Here is an 18,593-nt window from a genome sequence, read left to right on the forward strand (position 1 = left end):
CTACAGCAGCCCGTACTCCTCCAGCTTGTTGTAGAGCGTGCGCCGGCTGATGCCGAGCAGGCGCGCCGCCAGCGTCCGGTTGTCGCCCGCGCGCCTGAGCGCATCCGCCATCGCCTGGCGCTCCATCTCCTTGCGCTGGGACTCCAGTGTCCGGGCGGAGTCCGTGACAGGCACCGTTGGCGTTTCCAGGGCGCTGACGGAAGGCGTCGCGGCAAAGGGTGCCGGGGACAGGCCTGGCTGGCGCGCCAGCTCTTGAAGGACTTCCCGCCCGCCAATCACCTGCGTGTCGGAGAGCACCACCAGCCGCTCCAGGAAGTTCTGGAGCTGCCGCACGTTGCCGGGCCACGGCTGGGCCCGCAGCGCCGCGAGCCCGTCGGGCATGAGGGTGAAGGGCGGGCGCCCGTTCGTCTTCGCGTGGACCTCCAGGAAGTGCAGGGCCAATGGCTCGATGTCGTCCGGGCGTTCGCGCAGGGCCGGTATCCACACGGGCACCACGTTGAGACGGTAGAAGAGGTCCTCGCGGAAGCGGCCTTCCTTCACGCGCTCTTCCAGGGGCTGATGCGTGGCTGCCACGAAGCGGACGTCCACCTTCACCGTGTGCGTGCCGCCCAGCCGCTCCAGCTCGCGCTCCTGGATGACTCGCAGCAGCTTCACCTGGACAGCGGGGGAGATGTCGCCCACCTCGTCGAGGAACAGCGTGCCGCCATGGGCCAGCTCCACGCGCCCGGGCTTGCGCGTGGCGGCGCCCGTGAAGGCGCCCTTCTCGTAGCCGAACAGCTCGCTCTCCAGCAGGGTGTCCGGCAGCGCCGCGCAGTGCAGCTTCACGAAGGGGCCATCCCGCCGGGGACTGGCGTCGTGAACGGCCTTGGCAGCCAGCTCCTTGCCCGTGCCGGACTCGCCGCGCAGCAGCACCGTGGCTGTACCGGCGGCCGCCTTCGCCAGCACGGCCTGCACGTCCGCCATGGCCCGGCTCCGGCCGATGAAGCCGCCCGTGGGCCGCATCTGCTGGCGTGCCTCCTCGCCCTGCGCGCGCAGCAGCGCCTTGCGGACGGTGAAGAGAATCTCCTCCCGGTCGAAGGGCTTGAGCACGAAGTCCGCGGCGCCCGCCTTCATCGCCTCCACCGCCAGCGGCACCGTGCCATGGGCGGTGAGGAGGATGACGGGCACGTCCGGCCAGCCGCGCGACACCTCCGCGAGCACTTGCAAGCCATCCATGCCTGGCATGCGCACGTCGCTCACCACGACGTCCACCGGCTTGCTCGACAGCAGCGCCAGGGCTTCCTGCCCATCGCGCGCCACATGCGTCGTCAGGCCCGCCTGCGTCAGCAGGGCGCCCAGCACCTTGGCCACGGCGGGGTCGTCGTCGACCAGCAGCACCGTGCCTTTCAATGATTCGTTCACGCGGCTTCTCCCACGCCTGTGCCGCCCAGGCTCGCGTCCGTGACGGGCAGGCGCATCCGGACCACCGTACCGCGCCCCTCCCGGCTTGTCAGGAGCACCTCGCCACCGTGCGCTTCCACCACGCGCCGGACGAAGGCCAGCCCCAGGCCGCTGCCCGTGGCCTTGGTGGTGAAGAAGTCGTCGAAGGCACGCTCGCGCGTCCGGGCGTCCATGCCCTCGCCGGTGTCCTCCACCTCCAGGGCCACGTCGGCACCGTCACGCAGCGCGCGCACGGTGAGGGTGCCACCTTGTGGCATCGCCTCGCAGGCGTTGCGCACCAGGTTCTCCAGGGCGTTGGCCAGCAGGTCCTGGTCTCCCGCGCAGGGTGGCAGGCCGGCGGCCAGCTCCCGGACGATGACGACCTTGCCCGGGCTGGCGAAGGCCTGGAGCGACAGCACGCCCTCCACCAGCCGGCGCAGGTCCACCGGCTTTGGCAGGGGCTCCACGCGCGCCAGCCGCTGATACGTGTCCACCACCCGGTCCAGGCGCTCCACCTGCTCCAACAGCAGGTCCAGGAACTCGCCGTGCCCGTCCCATGGCCGCCCGCGCGCGTGCTCCTCCTTGAGGTACTGCGCGGCGCCCTTCATCGCGGCGATGGGGTTCTTGAGGTCGTGCGCCATCTGCGCGGAGAAGCGGCCCAGCGTGGCCAGCCGCTCCAGTCGCTCGCTCCGGCTGACGTAGGCGGTGACGCCCCGGCGGGTCGCCGCCACCAGGCCGAACGTCACCGCCGTGGTGCAGATGATGAGCGTGCCCGCCTGTGCGACGAAGAGCCGCACCACGGCGAGATAGGCCAGCACCCCCAGCCCCGCGATGCCCGCCGCGTGCAGCGCGAGCCGGGGCGCACCCGGGTCGTCCCCGAAGAGGCCGAAGCGCAGCGCCGCGGTGGCCATCACCGGCAAGCCCAGGAGCGTGCCTACGTGGCCGAGCCGCACCACCTCCAGGCCCAGCTCCGCCGCCAGCTCCGTCATCAGCAGGGCCACCACCAGCGTGAGCCCCAACAGCACCAGGCCCGCGCGGGCGCGCTCATCCGGGTGCCGCGAGCGCAGCACGTGCAATCCCAGGAGCGCGAAGCCTCCACCGAGGATGGGAATGGCCAGCGCGGAGACCAACAGCCCGAAGCGCAGCGTGAGTAGGTGCGCCTCCAGCGTGGGCGCGCCCAACGCCACCAGCATGGCGAGCGCCAACACGCCGAAGAGGGCATAGGCGCCGTACATGGCCCAGGCGAGGCTCCGTCGCCGTCCCACGAAGGACAGGATGAAGTGCAGCGCGCACGGCACCGTCATCAGGCCCGCGGTGAAGCCCACCAGCCGCCAGCCGTCCTCGTCCGCGCGCACCAGCGCGAAGCCGGAGAAGTTCCACGTCGACAGGGTGATGGACAGCAGCGACAGCGGCAGCGCCAACGGGCTCTTGCCCACGCGCACCAGGGCCAGGCCCGCCAAGGCGAGCTGGCCCGCGCAGGCCAGGAGGCTGATCCACATCCCACCCGTCATGGGGCGCTCCGATGCAGGGGACTAGAGCATGCCCAGCCGGCGCGCGTTGGCCGGCTCCACCGCCGCGGCCTCCCAGCGGCGCACTGCCTGCTCACGCTCGGCTTCGGCGGCATCCGCGTAGTAGCCCAGCGTGTCGTGCAGCGCGCGGCTCAGCTCCTCGATGGCCGCCAGCCGCACGTCCAGCTCGCGGTGGCGCAGCGCGGAGACGAGCCAGTCCGCGCGGCGGCGGCTGCGATTCTCCGCCCACCACGCCGACCACTGACGCGGGTCCAGTCCCAGCGTGGCGCGCGTCACTTCCCGCAGCGCCTCCGCCGAGGCCTGGGCGCACATCTCGTCGTCGCCGCCCGTGAGGCGGATGAGGCCCTCAATCGCGTCGCGGTCATGCAGCGTGCCCAGGGCGCGCGCGGCCAGCGAGCGGCGCAGCGGGTCGCGGCTGTTCAGCTCGTGGCGCAGGTCGCGCAGGGAGGCGTCCAGCCGGGGCAGCTGCTTGAGCGCGGCGGCGGCCACGCGCGCGGCGCTGGAGATGTCCGGCTCCAGGTCGAACAGACCGCGCAGCACGCCGTCCACCAGCTCCACGTAGGGCAGGTTGCCGGCGGTGAGCAGCGCGAAGTAGCGCGTGTCCGCGTCCTGGGAATCCAGCAGCGGCGACACGGCCTGCGCGGCGGGGCGGCCCAGCCGGGACAGCGCGCCGGGGATGGGGCCTAGCTCGTCCGCCTCGGGCAGCTCCACCACGGGCAGCCGGCTCCAGGCAGTGGGGCCGGGGAAGTGCTGGGCCAGCACACGGGCGCTGGCCTCGGGCGAGCGCGCCAGCTCCGCCATGGCGTTGGCGCGCTGCGCGGCGTCCGGACCGGTGAGGCGGCGCAGCAGCGGCGCGAAGTCCGGCGGCGGGCGCTCCTCTTGCGACTGCGCGCGCGGCGGCAGCGCGGCGGCGCGGCCCATGTTGCCGGTGGCACCACGGCCGAAGAAGGGGCTCCAGCCCAGGCCGGCGACCACCGCGGGGGCCGGCGCGGGCGCGGGGGCCACGGGCAGGTCCACGTCGATGGTGAGCTCCATCTCGTCCGGCGCGCGCAGCTCCGACACGCGCTGCTTGCGGAAGAGGATGAGCTCCTGGAAGGCCGCCGGCAGGTCCTGGCAGAACAGGATGTAGTCGGACAGACGGCGCTGGCTGATGGGCCGCTGGCCGCAGTCACCGTAGAGGATGGCCACCAGCCGGCCCTTCACCTCGACCGGGTACAGGAAGACGGTGCGCGGCGTCTGGCGTCCGAACAGCTCCAGGTAGTGCCGCGTGAGCGCGTCCGGGGGCAGCGGGCCCGCGTAGCTGCCGCGGGTGACGGCCACCGTGCGGAAGACGCTGCTGGCATCCAGCGGGATGGACACCTGCGTGAGCTGCTCTCCCGCCATGCCCTCGCCGCGAGCCTCCAGGCCCGTGGCGCCGCCCCGCAGCACGGCGAAGGAGGCGACGTAGTCGAAGGTCCGGCGGCCGAAGCGCAGCGCGACGTCGATGAGGCGGTCGCGGTCCTTGGTGGCTTCCTTCAGCGCGGCGCGCGCCTGGGCCAGCGTCCAGTCCGGTACGTCCTGGCTCGAGGGCGGAGCCGGGGGACGGCTCTCCAGGGAGGCGGGCTTGGGGCGGGGCGGCGGCGCGTTCTGCGCGGCGCCGGGGTTCGGGAAGACGAGGAACGCGGGCTCGCTGCGCGGAGCCGCCGCGGGCTTCGGAGGCGGCGCCACCGGCGTGGCGAAATGCAGCGTGGGCGGCGCGGTCGGCTGCGCCGGCGCGGGAGGCCACACCTGCGGCGTCCCGGTGGCGCCGGCCTGGGCCGGAGGCCACACCTGGGGCTGTCCCGAAGCGGGGGCTGCCGTGCCGGACTGCGCCGGTGCGCGTGCTCCCTGCGGGGCCGGAGGGGCGGAGGGCGCGGCCGGCTTGGGGGCGGGCGCCGTCACGGGGGCTCTGGGAGGGAGCGTCGCCGCAGGGGGGCTCGCCGACGTGGGGGGATTCGCGCTGGACGGCGCCGTGCCCGGGGCTGGCGCGAAGGGCAGCACCGGAATCTGCGCGGCCTGCGGGTTGGGACGCTGCGCCGGACGCGCGGGCGCTTCGGCCTGCGGCATGTTCAGTCGCAGCGGTGCCCGGACGAAGGCGGGAGGCCCTGGCGGCGGAAGGGGTTCGGTGCCCGGCGTGAGGGCTTCCGGCGGAGGCGGGGGCGGCCGCTGGGGGCTCGCGGGGGCCTCGGGACGAGGGGCCGCGGCGCTGGTCTCCACGGCGAGGGGCTCTTGCGCGACGGAGCGAGCCAACCGCTCCACCATGTCCGCAGTGAGCGACTCCTCTTCCATGGCCGCGGCGGGCGGCGGTGGCGGCGTGGCCGCCTGGGCTTCCGGATCCAACGCCGCCGCGAGCTTCGCGAAGCGCGGGGCCAGGGGCTGGCGGTAGATGGTGGAGACCCACTCGCGGACGCGGACCTCGGTGGCCACCCAGAGTTCGAGCGGCTTGCCCAGGAGGAAGCCGACCTCGTCGAGCTCCTTCTTGGGCACCGGGTAGCCGCTGGCGACGTGCAGCGTGTTGCCGTCCAGGGACAGGGGGACGACGCACAGGCGCTCGGCGATTTTGGGCGGGATGAAGGAGGCGACTTCGGGATTGGGCTCGAAGTCCATCAGGTTCACCGGCATGAAGCCGGAGACCTCTCCGAGCATCGCGAGCACATCCGCCTCGCTGGCGACGCCCTGCTCCAACAGCACGGAGTCCACCTGCCCGCCCAGGGTCTGGTGCTGACGCAGCACCTCCCCCGCCCTCTCCTGCGTGAGAAGCATGCGTGAGACGAGGAACTGGGCGAGACGGGCGGGCATGTAGGACGCGGCATCTTACGGCCGCGGCCGCAAGGCACAATGAGCCGGTGGTTCAGCTCGGTTGAACGACGAAGGTGGACGTCAGCTTGTCATGAAGCGTCTGCCCGCGCCGGTCGAAAAGCGCCATCCAGAAGCCACCAAGGAAGAAGACGAAGGACACGCCGGAAAGCAGGGCGCGCACGATGGCTCGTCCCGGTGCCGGGGCGATCCCATGTGTGTCCACCAGCCGCAGCCCCAGGACCAGCCGTCCGAGCGTCCGGCCGTTCCAGAGGAAGGCCGCCACCGCGCAGTATACGAGCGCGAGCACCAGAACGAGGAAAAACCCGGGCAGGAGGATGGTGTGGAAGGCGCGCAGCCAGGCCACGAAGGCATCAAACCCCGTCAGCCCCGCTTCCGGCGTCTTCAGCCCCGTCACCGACGAGGCAAGGGTGATGTAGAGCGCCGCCACGCCGGCGATGGCCGCCGTGTCGATGGTGAAGGAGAGCAGCCGCCGCCACAGGGAGGCCGGGCGGGCGCGCACTTCCGTGACGCCCGAGGCGGACTTGACCTGCGCCTTGGACGGGGGCGCCTTGATGGCCTCGGCGCGCGCCACCCCCACGGACACGCCGGGGAGGAGCGGCTCCATGTGCGGCAGGGCCGAAGGGGCCGCGGCCGGGGACTCCATCGGCGGGAGACCCGTGGAGGCGGCTTCCGCGTGCTCCATGCGAGGCAGTCCGGAAGTGGACGCGGCGGGGGGCGCCGCCTGCTCCATGCGGGGCAGGCCCGCGGGAGGCGCCGCCTGTTCCATGCGGGGCAGGCCAACGGGCGCGATCGCCGGAGCCGCCAGCTGTGCCGGGGCCTGCGGGCGCGGCGCGGGCGCCACCGGCGGCGTTCCATAGGCCGGCGTCATGGGAGAACCCGTCGCGGGCTGGGGCTGAGCGGCGCGCGGCGCGGCGGCTCCTGGCTGAGGCGGGCGCGGCGCGGCGTGAGGCAATGCGGCTCCCGCATGCGGAGGTGCAGCGCCAGGCTGCGCGGACCGAGGTGCGGCCTGCTGAGGCGCGGTGGCGCCCGGCGGCGAGGCGTGGGGGAGTGCGGCACCGGGCTGCTGAAGCGCGGCGGCACCGGGCTGCGCGGCGCGGGGCGCAGCCTGCTGGGGCGCGGCTACGGGCTGAGCGGGACGAGGCGCGGCGACACCCGGCTGAGCGGCGCGAGGCGCGGCGACACCCGGCTGAGCGGCTCCGGCCTGCTGAGGCGCGGCGGCACCGGGCTGCGGGGCGCGGGGCGCGGCCTGCTGAGGCGCGGCGGCCCAAGGGGCAGCGGCACTCGGCTGCGCGGCACCGGCCTGCTGGGGCGCGGCACCCGGCTGCGCGGCGCGGAGGGCGGCGGCACCCGGCTGTTGTAGTGGCCGGGGCGTGGCGGCGGGCTGCGCCGCGCGAGGCATGGCGGGGCCCGGCAGCGGCGTGGACAGGGGGGCGACGGAAGGGGGCGGCGGCGGCGCATGCTGCGCCAGGTCGGCGAACGCGGGCGTGCCCGGGAGCGTCGACAGCTCTTCCTCGCGTTGCTCCGTGCGGCGGTCGATGCGGATGTCGCGATCGAGGAGGCTGGGCACTCCGGGTGAGCGGACAGTGACGGTGTCGCAGGCCGCGCACTCACCCACGGGTGGAAGCATGGCACCGCACTTCAAGCACTTGGACAACGGACTCCTCCCGGCTGGACGACTGCTACATGAAAAGACAGCCATGAGCCGGGGGCAAGAAAAGTGCGAGCCCCCGAGGTCCCTCGCTCGAAGGACCGTCAGGGGCTCATCACCGTGTCATGCGCGTGTCCCACGGGGGACATCGCGTGGAGAGTCCTTCACTCTCAGGCATGTACCCGTCGCCGCCCGGCTGCGCCCACCAGCAGGAGCACGACGATTGCGCCAATCACCGACATGATGATGCCTGAAGGCCTCAGGTCGAAGAGCCGACCATCACGCTGGAACAGCGAACCGACAAGGCCGCCCACGAGCGAACCGACCATGCCGAGCAAGGTCGTTGCGATGAGCCCCATGCTCTGCTTCCCGGGGAGGATGGCGCGGGCGATGAGACCCGCGATGAGGCCGATGACGATGAATGCGATGATCCCCATGAGTGTCTCTCCTGTGTTGAGGGTCCCCCTGAGGTCCCCTACGGCAGAAACGTAGGAATCATCTTCGGACAGTGTGAACCGCCCACGCCGTGCGGTCGGCTGCCCCCCTACTACCCGAGTTCGCCGTCCAGGTGCATCATCACCGCCAGCGCCGCGAGCGCCGCCGTCTCGGTACGGAGGATGCGCTTGCCCAGGGTGACTGGCCGCGCGCCCAGGGCCTTCAAGGCGTCCACTTCTTCACGCGCAAGCCCCCCTTCGGGGCCAATCACCAGTGCCACGGCGGTGCCCGCGCCCGCGGCCCGGAACGCTTCGCCCAGGGGCACGGCCGACTCTTCCTCGTCGAGCACGAGCAGCACGGTGCCCGCGGGCAGCGAGCGAGCCGCATCCAGCAGTGGAGCGGGCGTGGCCACGCGTGGCACGTCGTTCCTGCGGCACTGCCGCGCGGCCTCCTCGACAATCTTCGTCCACCGGGAGGTGCGCTCCTCCGCGCGCTTGGGCTCGAGCTTCACGACACTTCGCGCCGTGGCCACGGGGTGGAAGTCGGTGGCGCCCAGCTCGGTGCCTTTCTGGAGCACCAGCTCCAGCTTGTCGCCCTTGGGCAGCCCTTGAAGGATGCTGACCTCGCGGCGCGGGGGGGCCACGCGCGCGGTGCCCAGCGTCACGCGCACGACATCCGGCGTGACGTGGGCGACGCGGGCCTCGAAGGCCCGGCCCTTCCCGTCGAAGACCTCCAGCGCGTCGCCTTCCTCCAGCCGCAGGACATGCAGGAGGTAGTGACGACGCTCGCCGGTCAGCTCCACTTCAGCGGGAGCGGGCTCGGGCAACGGGGCGAAGAGGCGGACCAAGGCGATTTCTCCAGAGCGCGGGGGGCTGGACTCTGACCCTGGGGGCCACCGACTTCAAGGTGTCAGGTCGGCAGACAGTTGCTCCGTACGCGTCCTGGCAGGCGCAAAAGATGCGCTGACTGCGGAAGCCTGGGGCGCTCGCTGTCCGTGGGGGAGTTGAGGCACGATAGCGGGCAGTGCTCGTCACCATGCGCCGCAGCGACAAAGGCACATCACACTCCAACGAAGATGTGGTGCTGGCAACCAGCTCGCTGCAGGGCGAGCGCCGCGTGGCCATCGTCCGCGTCCTGGTGGTGTTGCTGATGGTGGTCAGCCAGGTCGTCATCGCCTGGGGCGGCGGGGAGACGTACTCGGCACCGGTGGACGGCGTGCGCCTGCAGGCGATGGCCGCGTACGTGCTCTTCTCCGTCGTCGCCATCGTCGTGCTGCTCCTCCAGAAGCCGCACCCGAACCGGGCCCGGTGGTTGCCCGTGCCCACGGCGCTGGCGGACACCAGCTTCTTCTCCTTCATGGCGTGGCACACCTGGCGCATCTCCGGCGTCTTCGATGCCGGCATGTTGTGCGCCAGCCTGGGCATGGTGCTGGCGTTCTCCGTGGTGCGCTACTCGTGGTGGCACGTGCTGCTGTCCACGGTGTTGTCCAGCGGTGCCTACGCGCTGGTCGCGTGGATGACGGGGCACGGCTCGGTGGCGCGCACCAGCTTCGTCCTCATCTGCTACGCGGCCCTGGGCGCGCTCATCGCGCTGACGAACTCGGACGTGGGCGGCATGTTCCTCAACCTGCGCCGCCGCGACGGCCTGTCCCGCTTCCTGCCCCGGCAGGTGGTGGAGCGGGTGATGCAACTGGGGGATGACTCCCTCCAGCCGGTGCAGCGCGACGTCACCATCCTCTTCAGCGACATCCGCGACTTCACCACGCTGAGCGAGACGCTGGAGCCGGGACAGGTGCTGGAGTTGCTGGACGACTACTTCGGGCACATGGCCCACATCGTCATGGCGCGCCACGGCATCGTGAACAAGTTCCTGGGTGACGGGATGCTCGCGTGCTGGGGCGTTCCGGATGCGCGCGAGGACCACGCGGAGCTGGCCATCCGGGCGGCGCTCGACATGCGCGCCAAGCTGGAGGACATCAACGCCCAGCGCGTGCAGCGAGGCCTGCCGCCGCTGCGCATCGGCATCGGGCTGCACACAGGCATGGTGGCGGCGGGCATGCTCGGCGGCGCCGAGCAGCACGAGTACACCGTCATCGGTGACGCGGTGAACCTGGCGTCTCGCGTGGAGGGCCTCACCAAGTCACACGGCGTGGACATCCTGGTGAGCGAGCGGACGTGGCAGATGAGCGGCGGGCACTTCATGGGCGAGCGCCTGGGCGAAGCGCACGTGAAGGGCCGGCGGGAGTCCGTGGTCGTCTACTCCCTGCACGGCCCGCGCACCCATGAGGACGTACCGCCCGTACTCAAGGCCGCGGCGGGCACGTAGCGCCTTGCCGCGGCTTGGGCGCTCAGGCGGGCTGTGACACGCCGGGGCCCGTCGTCACCTCGGCCCGCAGCGTCTGCTTCATGCCCAGGGAGAACAGGGCCACGGTGAGCAGGTAGACGGGCTCGATGAAGAAGAGCAGGGGCCCGCCCAGGGACAGGCCATGCGTCTTCTTCTCGAAGACGACGTGCGCGCCGACGACGAGCGCGAAGCGCACTGCCATGACGCCCACCGCCACCGCGGCGGCGGTGCCCACCGGAAACCTCGCGACGACGGCCTCCGCAGCGAGCAGCGTGGGCGCCAGGGGCAGTGCCATCAGCAGCCCCGCCGTCCACTCCAAGGAGAGGGCGTAGAGGACCACCGCGAGCAGCAGCACGTGCGCCGCCGTGAGCGCCACGTCACCCACGGGCATCCGGACGAAGCTGAGCGGAACGAGCAACGCGAAGATGAACATGTAGGCCCCCACGAAGTGCACGGCGCGGCTGACGCCGTTCTCATGCAGGGGCAACCAGACGCGCAGCTTGTCGGCGAAGCTCGTCATGGCGTGGGACTACGCGCGGACCGGCGTGGTGGCGGCCTGTTGCTGCGGCTTGAGGACGTAGTCGCCCAGGAGCACCGCCACGAAGAAGAGCGGACCCACCAGCGCGTGCACCAGGTTGGTGAGGAAGGAAGGCGACTTCTTCTCCCACACGCTGTGCCCGGCCAGCTGCACCAGCCACGCGAACGCGGCGATGACCACCACGCTCCACGTGGGCATCATCCGGCCCACCGGGAAGCACGCGGCCATGAAGAGCACCACGATGATGCCCAGCTTCACGTCGGCGCGCAGGTACCAGACGGTGGCCAGGGCCAACACCACCATGCCCAGCGTCAGCGAGCCGCCGGGAATCGCGGGCACCGCCAGCAGGTGCACCCAGTCCAGCATCGCGACGATGTGGAGCACGATGAGCGGGATGGCGATCTTGTGCGTCAGCCGGTTCGTCGGGTGCTGATGCGAGGAGTAGTACTCGTCGAAGAGGGCGACCACATGGGGCTTGAGCATGCGTCCTCCGGAAGCGAAGGGGTGTGGATGCTCCGCAGCGTAGGGGAAGTGGCGCCGGGTTTCCTGGCCGCGGACGCCAATCTCCTGGCCGAGCACGCCACCCGGGCTCAGCCCGCGTCAGGCCTTTCGCGCCAGACGCGGGGCGTCATGCCCGTCCACCGCTTGAAGGCGCGGTCGAAGGTGCTCAGCTCCGAGTACCCCAGGAGGAAGGCCACCTCGCTGACCCCCAGGTGCGCGTCCCGCAGGTAGTCGAAGGCCAGCTCACGGCGCACTGCGTCGACCTCGTCCTGGAAGGACGTGGCGTGTTCGGCGAGCCGGCGCTGGAGGGTGCGGGGGCTGACGTGGAGCTGCCGGGCTACATCGCCCATCTGCGGCGCTCCGTCCCGCAGGGAGGCGCGGAGGGCGTCGCGGACCTGTTGCAGGAAGGGGGGCGTGGGGGGCGCTGACGGCGGCTCGGCGGCGGGTGTGCCGGCGGCGCGCTCCAGGACGGAGAGGAGGACGGGGTCCGCGTCCACCACGCGCAGCGCCAGCGTGGCCGCGTCCAGCGTCAGGGCGTTGCGGCCCGCGTCGAACGCCGGGGTGACGCCAAAGTGTTCCTCGAGCGGGCGGAGGTCCGCGGGTGCGGGGTGGGCGAAGGAGACGTGGCGCGGATTCCACGGGTGTTCGGTGAGTTGGCGCCCGACGTGGACGAAGAGGGCCAGTCCGAACTCGCTGGCGTGGCGGCCGTAGGCCAGGGGCTCGCCGGGGATGCCGTAGACGAAGGTGCCGCTGCCGTCCGCTGCGTCCTGGAAGGAGGCTCGCCAGGCGGGCTCCAGCAGCGCCATGTACCGGGCCAGCGCGCGGAAGGTGTCGCGGACGGTGGGGGAGGCCCGGGCGATGTACTCCACCAGTCCGTAGTTTCCGCGCGGGACTCGCTGCGCCACGTGCAGGCCGAGGAAGGCGTCTCCGGACAGGGCCTCGGCCGCGTCGAGGAAGGCGTGCAGGGTGGCCAGCGGGAGGGTGACTTCGGGCAGCGCGCTCGCGTTGACGGGCAGCCCGAAACGCTCCACCAGCGGGGACGGGTCGCGCCCCGTCGCGCGCAGGTAGGCGAGCATCGGTCCCACGAGCTGGGAGCGGACGTCGGTTGGTGGCCGGGAAGGGGGCGGCGTCTCCACGCGGGCGGGACGCTACCGTGTCTCGAGCGCGGGGCCCACCACCCTGGCGAGGCGCCTGCCAGTGCGGGCATGCCTAGAGTGGGGGCATGGACAATCTGGCTCACTCGCTCGTCGGCGCGTGGATGGCGGAGGCGGGGCTGAAGCGCACCACGCCGCTGGCCACCGCGACGCTCGTCATCGGCGCCAACCTGCCGGATGTCGATGGCCTCGTCACCCTGGCGGGCTCGGATGCTTCGCTCTACTGGCGCCGGGGCTGGACGCACGGTGTGCTCGCCCTGGCCTTGTGGCCCTTTGTTCTCACCGGGTTGATGCTGCTCTGGGACCGGTACGTGCGCAGGCGCAGGCATCCGGACCTGCCGCCGGCTCGCTTCGGGCCACTGCTGGTGTTGTCCACGTTGTCGGTGCTGAGCCACCCCGCACTGGATTGGCTCAACACGTATGGCGTCCGACTGCTGATGCCCTTTGACGGCACGTGGTTCTACGGCGACGCGCTCTTCATCATCGACCCGTGGGTGTGGCTGCTCGCGGGCGCCGCCGTCATCATGGCGGATGCGCGCACGCGCAGGTCCGCCGCGGGGTGGGTGGTGCTCGGAGTGGCCTCCACCGCGCTCATCATGGTTCCCGCGTTCGTCCCGTGGCCCGCGAAGGTGATGTGGGCCGTGGGCGTGGCCGCCATCGTCTGGTTGCGGCTGCGTGGGACCCACGTCCTCTCCGCGCAGCGTGTGGCCCGGGTCTGCGGCGTGGGCCTGTTGCTCTACCTGGGGGCCATCTTCGTGGGCTCGCAGGTGGCCGCGCCGCGTGCGCTGGAATGGCTCCGCTCGCAGAGCCTCCCCGTGGAGCGCGCCATCGCGGGACCGCTGCCGGCCAACCCCTTCGTGCGGGACATCATCGCCTTGGGGCCGGACCGCTACCACTTCGTCCGAGCCGACTTCCTGGCGGACGACGCAGGCCGCTTCCGCATCAGTGACGCCAGCGTGCCGCGTGAAGCCCAGCCTGGGCCCGTCATCCAGGCCGCGTTGTCGGCGCCGCAGATTCGAGGGCTGGCCAACTGGCTGCGCCTGCCCACGTATCAAGTGGATGAGCGCGCCGATGGATGGCGCGTCACCATCCGCGACGTCCGTTACTCCCGGATGCAGAGCGGCGGCTTGGGCACGGCGGTGGTGGTGCTGGATGGTGCGCTGCGCCCCGTCCGGGTCGAACGGCCGTAGGGGCATGTCCTCCGCCGCTCGCGATGCCGGGCGGGAGGTGGAGCCGGTGTCAAGGCAGGCGCCTGCGAGCGATGCCTGGCACCCCAGGGCCGCCGTCCCCGCGCATTCCTCACGGGGACGGCGCCCGGCGTTTCACTCAGCGCTGCAGGTCGATGCGCACCCATTCGCCCTGGGTGGCGCCGGTCAGCACGGTGAGGCCCAGGTTGCGGTAGGCGGCTTCCACGTCCGCGCGCTGGTGGGAGAGAACACCCGCCAGCACGAGCCGGTCCTTGGTCTTCGCCACAATCAGTGGGGCCAGCTCGATGAGCGTGTTGGCCAGGATGTTGGCGAGCACCAGGTCGAAGGTGCCCTCCACCTGGGTCAGCTCCTTGCCGGAGACCTCGATGTCCGGCGTGCCGTTCTCCGCCTGGTTCTCCTGCGCCAGCTCCACGGAGATGGGGTCGTTGTCGGTGGCCACGGTGCGGCCCGCGCCCAGCTTCTTCGCGGCGATGGCCAGCACGCCCGTGCCGGTGCCCACGTCCAGGACTGCGGCGCCCGGGTGCTCCGCCATGTACGCGTCCACCGCGGCCAGGCACAGGGACGTCGTCGGGTGGTCGCCGGTGCCAAAGGCCATCTTCGGCTCAATCACGAGCTGCACGGTACCCGCGGGCGCGTTCGCCTTGTCCCACGGCGGACCGACCCACAACCTGCCCACATGCACGGACTTGATGAGCGACTTCCACTCGTTGCTCCAGTCCTGCTGGGGCTGTTCATCCAAGGTGAGCTTCGCCTCGGGGAAGGATTCCGCTACCTCGTCACGGGCGGACTCGGCCGTGTCGCGCTCGTCGAAGTAGCCAATGATGATGGCCTCGCCAGGGTTCGGTCCGCGCACGCCCGGCATGAGGGGCGCTTCGCGGTCCCGCACTTCGAGGCCCAGCGCGCCCGACTCGTGGAGGAGGTCCTGTACGGCCTCGGACGCTTCCTCGGGCAACTCCACTGTGAGTGACAGATAGGTCTGGGACATGCGGGCCCTTTAATCCCAGCGTGGCTAGCGTGGAAGCGCCGTGAGACGCCTCATTCGCTGGTGGCCCCTGATCTGCCTGACTGCCTGCTCTGGTCCAGACGCGCCGGATGCCGCGGTCTGTCGGGATGTCGTCGTCCGGCTTTGCCGGTCGGCGGCGGCCTGTCCCGGCGTGGCGGTGCAGTTTGACCTGGGGCTGAGCTGCGAGGCCACCCTCCTCCAGCGGACGGGCTGCGAGGGCGACGCCTTTGCCTTCGCAACTCCCTCGCGGGAGCGCGTCTTGGAGTGCCGCGAGCCTCTGCTCAGCTGGGGCACGTCCACGGACCATCCCCCGACCTGTGCGGACGCGACGCGGTTTCTCACCGAGTGCCCGGACGTCGCGGGCTTCTTCCGGGAGGGCCAACCATGAAGCGTCTGGGGGCGGCGGTGTTGGTGATGGCGGTGGGGTGCGCGCCGCTGGACGTGGAGCGGAGGACGGAGCGCGGGCCGCTCTTGCGGACCTACTCCCAGGAGAAGGCGCTGAACGAGCGCATCCCCTTCGCCACGACGCAGGTGCAGTGGCCCCAGCTCACGCTGGCGTTCTCCTCATCGAACATCTGCCGCACCGAGCAGCATGGGGAGTACGCGGAGGACATCATCTCCACGCACAGCAACACGGGCGCGGCGGCGGCGGTGAGCACCGGAGGCATTCTCACGGTGCTGGGCGGGACGCTGCTGGTGGGGCGCACGCTGTTCTCGGACACGCCGAACCGCTCCGCCATCGATGAGCAGGGCCGTTACGGCGCCTCCAGCCGCGACGTCGCCACGGGGTGGGGTTTGGGGCTGCTCATTGTCGGTGTACCCGCGGTTGTGGCCGGCATCGTCCAAATCTCCCGCGGCGGCGAGACGCGGGAGACGCGCAAGACGGATGAGTTGCTGTCCTTGCGCGAGGTGCCCTGCCAGCCCAAGCCCGTGGACGGCGTGGTGGAACTGGCGGGAGGGCCGGGCCCGCAGCCTCCACCCCGGCTCACCCTCAACGGGGCGCTGGTGCTGACGGCGGACGAGGTTCGGCGGCTGTCCTTCGTCGGACTGGCGCTGGATGGCACGCCCGTCACGCTGGAAGAAGAGGACCTGGACCGGCTGGAGACCTTCCGCACCTGCGCGACGCTGCTGGCCACGCCGGTGGACCCGGAGGCGCTGGCCGGAGAGGCACGCTCACACCCGGACCGACTGCGGATGAAGCGGGAGCTGGCACGGGGCTGCACGACGCTTCCGGGCGCTCCGGCACAGCCCCTGCTCGAAGCCATCGAAGGCGCCCTCGGGAGCACCGCCCTCTAGGGGCGGCGCGTCTTCCCGAGGGACACCGGGTCGCTACGGGCCGACGATGGCCAGCGCGCTGCGGTCGAAGTTGATGATTCTTCGCGCCACATCGCGCACGTCGTCCGCCGTCACCTTGGCGACGTGGTCCGCGTAGTGGAGGAAGTTCTCCAGGCCCAGGCCGTAGCAGGTGTCCAGCGCCAGCACCGCCGCACGCGAGCCGTTGCGCTGCAGGCCAATCTCGTGCGTGCCAATGAGGTGCTGCTTGGCGCGCGCGAGCTCCTCGGCGGGGATGGGCTCGTCGCGCACGCGCTCCAGCTCCGCGCGGATGCCGGCCAGCGCCGCGTCCACCTTCTCAGGACTGGTGCCCATGTACGTGGCGAAGTAGCCCGGATCCACGCCTTCGATGGCGAACGAGCTGACGCTGTATGCCATGGAGCGCTTGTCCCGCAGCTCCACGAAGAGCCGCCCGCCCTGGCCGGACAGCACCGTGGAGAGCACCTCCAGCGCGTGCTGCCACGGGTCGCCCACCCGGCCGCCCGGGAAGCCGAGCACCAGGTGCGCCTGGGCCCGCGCCAACACCTTCTTCGCCTCGCGAGGCCCGTCCAGCGGCGCCTCCAGGGGCACCTTCGGCGGCGGGGCCGCCTTTCCGCGTGACGTGCCGAAGTACTCGCGCGCCAGGGCCATGACCTCGTCCACCTTCACGTCACCCACCACGCTGAGCGTCAGCTGCGACGGGTCCATGTGCGCCGCGTGCCACGCGCGCAGCAGCTCCGGCGTCAGCTTCTCCACGGACGCCTGCTCACCCGAGGTGGGCAGCCGGTAGGGGTGCGTGCGGTAGATGGTCTTGCTGAACAGGTCGAAGGCCACGCTGGACGGCTTGTCCTCGCGCGTGAGGATGTCCTGGAGCAGCAGCGTGCGCTCGCGGGCGACCTCGGCCTCCGGGAACGAGGGATTCAGCAGGCAGTCCGCGAAGAGACGGAAGGCCGGCTCGAAGTGGCGCGACAGGAACTCGCCGCGCAGGCCCACCGAGTTGCGTCCGCCCTGGCCACCCAGGCTGCCCGCGTACGCGTCGATGAGGTCGGAGACCTCCTCCGCGTCGTGCGTCGGCGTCCCCCGCGTGATGCTGCGGGTGAGCAGCGTGGTGATGCCGTTGTCCTCCGGCGTCTCGTAGCGCAAACCGCCCGCGAAGGCGGCGCGAATGGCGAACAGCGGCACCGCGGGCTCCACGCGCACGACAATCGTCGCGCCCGACGGCAGCTTCTCCGTGATGATGTCGCTGGGGCCAGAGCCCGCGCCCTTCAGGATGCGCACCGGCGAGTCACTCACGGCCACCTTGCGCGGCTTGCGCTCGGGCGGCGCCGCGGCGGGCTCGCGGTCCACGGCATCCAGCACCTCGTGGACCTGCGCCTCCGTCAGCGGCGTGCCCTCCGGCAGCAGGCCGGTGACGACGGCGCGGTCGAAGCGCAGGTAGCGCTCGGCGGCGGCGCGCAGGTGCTCGGGCGTGAGGTTGCGCACGGCCTCGTAGTAGCGGGCCTCCGCCTCCAGGCTGCCCATGCCGGACTGGTAGAAGCCCATCTTTCGGGCCACGCCCTGCACCGTCTCGCGCTGGTACACGGCCTCTGCTTCCACCAGCGCCTTGGCCGTGGCCAGCTCCTCCGCCGTCACCGGCGTGGCGCGCAGCGTGGCCAGTCCCCGCGCCGTCTCCTCCAGCGCCCGGACGGCGTTGGCGGGCTGGAGCGTCAGCGACGCGGAGAAGATGCCCGGGTCCGTGGGCGTATAGGCGAAGGTGTGGATGTCGTTGACCAGGTTCTGGCGGCGCTTCACCTCGCGCACCAGCCGGGACGCGTCGCCCTGGCCGGCAATCATCGCCAGCACGTCCAGCGCGGGCACGTCCTCGTGGTCCGCCTGGGGAATCCCAAAGGCCAGGTGGAGGTAGGCCTCCTTCACCTCGTCCGGGCGCAGCAGGACGCGCCGGCCCGCGGCCACGGGCTCTGGGGCGCGCGCTACCCGGCCCTCATACGGCCGGCCCCAGTCGCCGCCGAAGATGTCGTCCACCCACTCGCGCAGGTCCGCCTCGCGCAAGTCTCCCGCCACCGACAGCACCAGGTTCTTCGGCGTGTAGTGACGGTGGTAGAACTCCAGCACCTTCTCCCGCGTGAAGCCGCGCACGCTCGCGTCGGTGCCGATGACGGGCAGCCGGTAGGGGTGCACCTGGTAGGCGGTGGAGAAGAGGTCGCGCGAGGCACGGCGGGACGGCGTGTCCTGGCTGCGCTTGATTTCCTCGCACACCACCTCGATTTCGCGCGACAGCTCGTCCGCGTCGAAGGCCGACCGGCGCACCGCATCGCCCAGGATGTCCAGGCCCATCCGGGCGAACTGGCTGGCGATGACGATGTGGTAGACAGTTTGGTCGTAGGAGGTCCAGGCGTTGATTTCGCCGCCGTGGGACTCCACGTCCCGGGCGACCTCACCGGGGCCGCGCCGCTCGGTGCCCTTGAAGAGCATGTGCTCGTGCAGGTGGGCCAGCCCCGCCTGGTCCGGCCGCTCGTCGGCGCTCCCGGCCTTGACCCAGACCTGGAAGGCCGCGACCTTGGCGGCGTGCTGCTCCTCGAAGACAACGGTAAGCCCGTTGGGTAGCGCGTAGCGGATGGCCATAGAAACTTCCGAAGCTGTCACCGGCCCACCGAGAGGGCAAGGCG

15 protein-coding genes are annotated in these 18,593 nt (G+C 71.7%); 4 read left to right on the forward strand and 11 right to left on the reverse strand.

Annotation, left to right across the window (positions count from 1 at the left end; all coding sequences use genetic code 11):
- From BHS09_RS05920 to BHS09_RS05935, 4 genes are read right to left on the reverse strand one after another with little or no spacing between them, the layout of a single operon-like run.
- Positions 1-1,401, reverse strand: coding sequence for a sigma-54-dependent transcriptional regulator (locus tag BHS09_RS05920; RefSeq protein ID WP_174259202.1), 1,401 nt, complete (start codon positions 1,399-1,401; stop codon positions 1-3).
- Entirely contained in the window at positions 1,398-2,930 is a 1,533-nt protein-coding gene (locus BHS09_RS05925) for a sensor histidine kinase (protein ID WP_140788034.1), read from the reverse strand. The genes BHS09_RS05920 and BHS09_RS05925 overlap by 4 nt, the downstream gene beginning before the upstream one ends.
- A gap of 21 nt (positions 2,931-2,951) precedes the next feature.
- On the reverse strand, positions 2,952-5,765 hold the full coding sequence (locus BHS09_RS05930; protein ID WP_140788036.1) for a GspE/PulE/PilB domain-containing protein: 2,814 nt from the start codon (positions 5,763-5,765) through the stop codon (positions 2,952-2,954).
- A gap of 52 nt (positions 5,766-5,817) precedes the next feature.
- Entirely contained in the window at positions 5,818-6,654 is an 837-nt protein-coding gene (locus BHS09_RS05935; RefSeq protein WP_237078068.1) for an RDD family protein, read from the reverse strand.
- Positions 6,655-6,750: 96 nt separating this feature from the next.
- On the opposite strand from BHS09_RS05935, the gene BHS09_RS05940 reads away from it, so the two are divergent.
- Positions 6,751-7,146: a hypothetical protein gene (locus BHS09_RS05940; RefSeq protein ID WP_140788038.1), complete on the forward strand. Its 396-nt coding sequence runs from the start codon at positions 6,751-6,753 to the stop codon at positions 7,144-7,146.
- A 458-nt stretch (positions 7,147-7,604) separates the two neighbouring features.
- Here BHS09_RS05940 and BHS09_RS05945 read toward each other — a convergent pair whose 3' ends face one another.
- Positions 7,605-7,871 (reverse strand): GlsB/YeaQ/YmgE family stress response membrane protein, encoded by a 267-nt coding sequence (locus BHS09_RS05945; protein ID WP_090484944.1) that lies wholly within the window; start codon positions 7,869-7,871, stop codon positions 7,605-7,607.
- 110 nt (positions 7,872-7,981) lie between these two features.
- Positions 7,982-8,716, reverse strand: a complete 735-nt coding sequence (locus tag BHS09_RS05950) for a 16S rRNA (uracil(1498)-N(3))-methyltransferase (protein ID WP_140797410.1) — start codon at positions 8,714-8,716, stop codon at positions 7,982-7,984.
- 233 nt (positions 8,717-8,949) lie between these two features.
- Between BHS09_RS05950 and BHS09_RS05955 the strand changes: the two genes are divergently transcribed.
- Complete coding sequence (locus BHS09_RS05955) at positions 8,950-10,194, forward strand: adenylate/guanylate cyclase domain-containing protein (protein WP_237078069.1); 1,245 nt, start codon at positions 8,950-8,952, stop codon at positions 10,192-10,194.
- A gap of 22 nt (positions 10,195-10,216) precedes the next feature.
- Here BHS09_RS05955 and BHS09_RS05960 read toward each other — a convergent pair whose 3' ends face one another.
- The 3 genes from BHS09_RS05960 to BHS09_RS05970 all read right to left on the reverse strand — a co-directional run bounded on the left by BHS09_RS05960 (position 10,217) and on the right by BHS09_RS05970 (position 12,387).
- Positions 10,217-10,732: an Mpo1-like protein gene (locus BHS09_RS05960; RefSeq protein WP_140797411.1), complete on the reverse strand. Its 516-nt coding sequence runs from the start codon at positions 10,730-10,732 to the stop codon at positions 10,217-10,219.
- Between the two features lie 9 nt (positions 10,733-10,741).
- Positions 10,742-11,233, reverse strand: a complete 492-nt coding sequence (locus tag BHS09_RS05965; protein WP_140788047.1) for an Mpo1 family 2-hydroxy fatty acid dioxygenase — start codon at positions 11,231-11,233, stop codon at positions 10,742-10,744.
- Between the two features lie 107 nt (positions 11,234-11,340).
- Entirely contained in the window at positions 11,341-12,387 is a 1,047-nt protein-coding gene (locus tag BHS09_RS05970) for an AraC family transcriptional regulator (RefSeq protein ID WP_140797412.1), read from the reverse strand.
- A gap of 86 nt (positions 12,388-12,473) precedes the next feature.
- Between BHS09_RS05970 and BHS09_RS05975 the strand changes: the two genes are divergently transcribed.
- Complete coding sequence (locus tag BHS09_RS05975; protein ID WP_140797413.1) at positions 12,474-13,595, forward strand: metal-dependent hydrolase; 1,122 nt, start codon at positions 12,474-12,476, stop codon at positions 13,593-13,595.
- Between the two features lie 136 nt (positions 13,596-13,731).
- Here the strand turns inward: BHS09_RS05975 and BHS09_RS05980 are convergent, their stop codons facing one another.
- The gene (locus BHS09_RS05980) at positions 13,732-14,598 is read right to left on the reverse strand and encodes a 50S ribosomal protein L11 methyltransferase (protein ID WP_140788053.1); all 867 of its coding nucleotides are present in this window, start codon (positions 14,596-14,598) and stop codon (positions 13,732-13,734) included.
- 402 nt (positions 14,599-15,000) lie between these two features.
- On the opposite strand from BHS09_RS05980, the gene BHS09_RS05985 reads away from it, so the two are divergent.
- Positions 15,001-15,912, forward strand: a complete 912-nt coding sequence (locus BHS09_RS05985) for a hypothetical protein (RefSeq protein WP_237080206.1) — start codon at positions 15,001-15,003, stop codon at positions 15,910-15,912.
- A gap of 33 nt (positions 15,913-15,945) precedes the next feature.
- On the opposite strand, the gene BHS09_RS05990 is transcribed toward BHS09_RS05985, so the two are convergent.
- A complete protein-coding gene (locus BHS09_RS05990; protein WP_174260498.1) occupies positions 15,946-18,549 on the reverse strand; it encodes a M16 family metallopeptidase in 2,604 nt (867 codons plus the stop codon).
- Positions 18,550-18,593: the final 44 nt, after the last annotated feature.

It is taken from the genome of Myxococcus xanthus (assembly GCF_006402735.1).
In the GTDB taxonomy this organism is placed as follows: domain Bacteria; phylum Myxococcota; class Myxococcia; order Myxococcales; family Myxococcaceae; genus Myxococcus; species Myxococcus xanthus_A.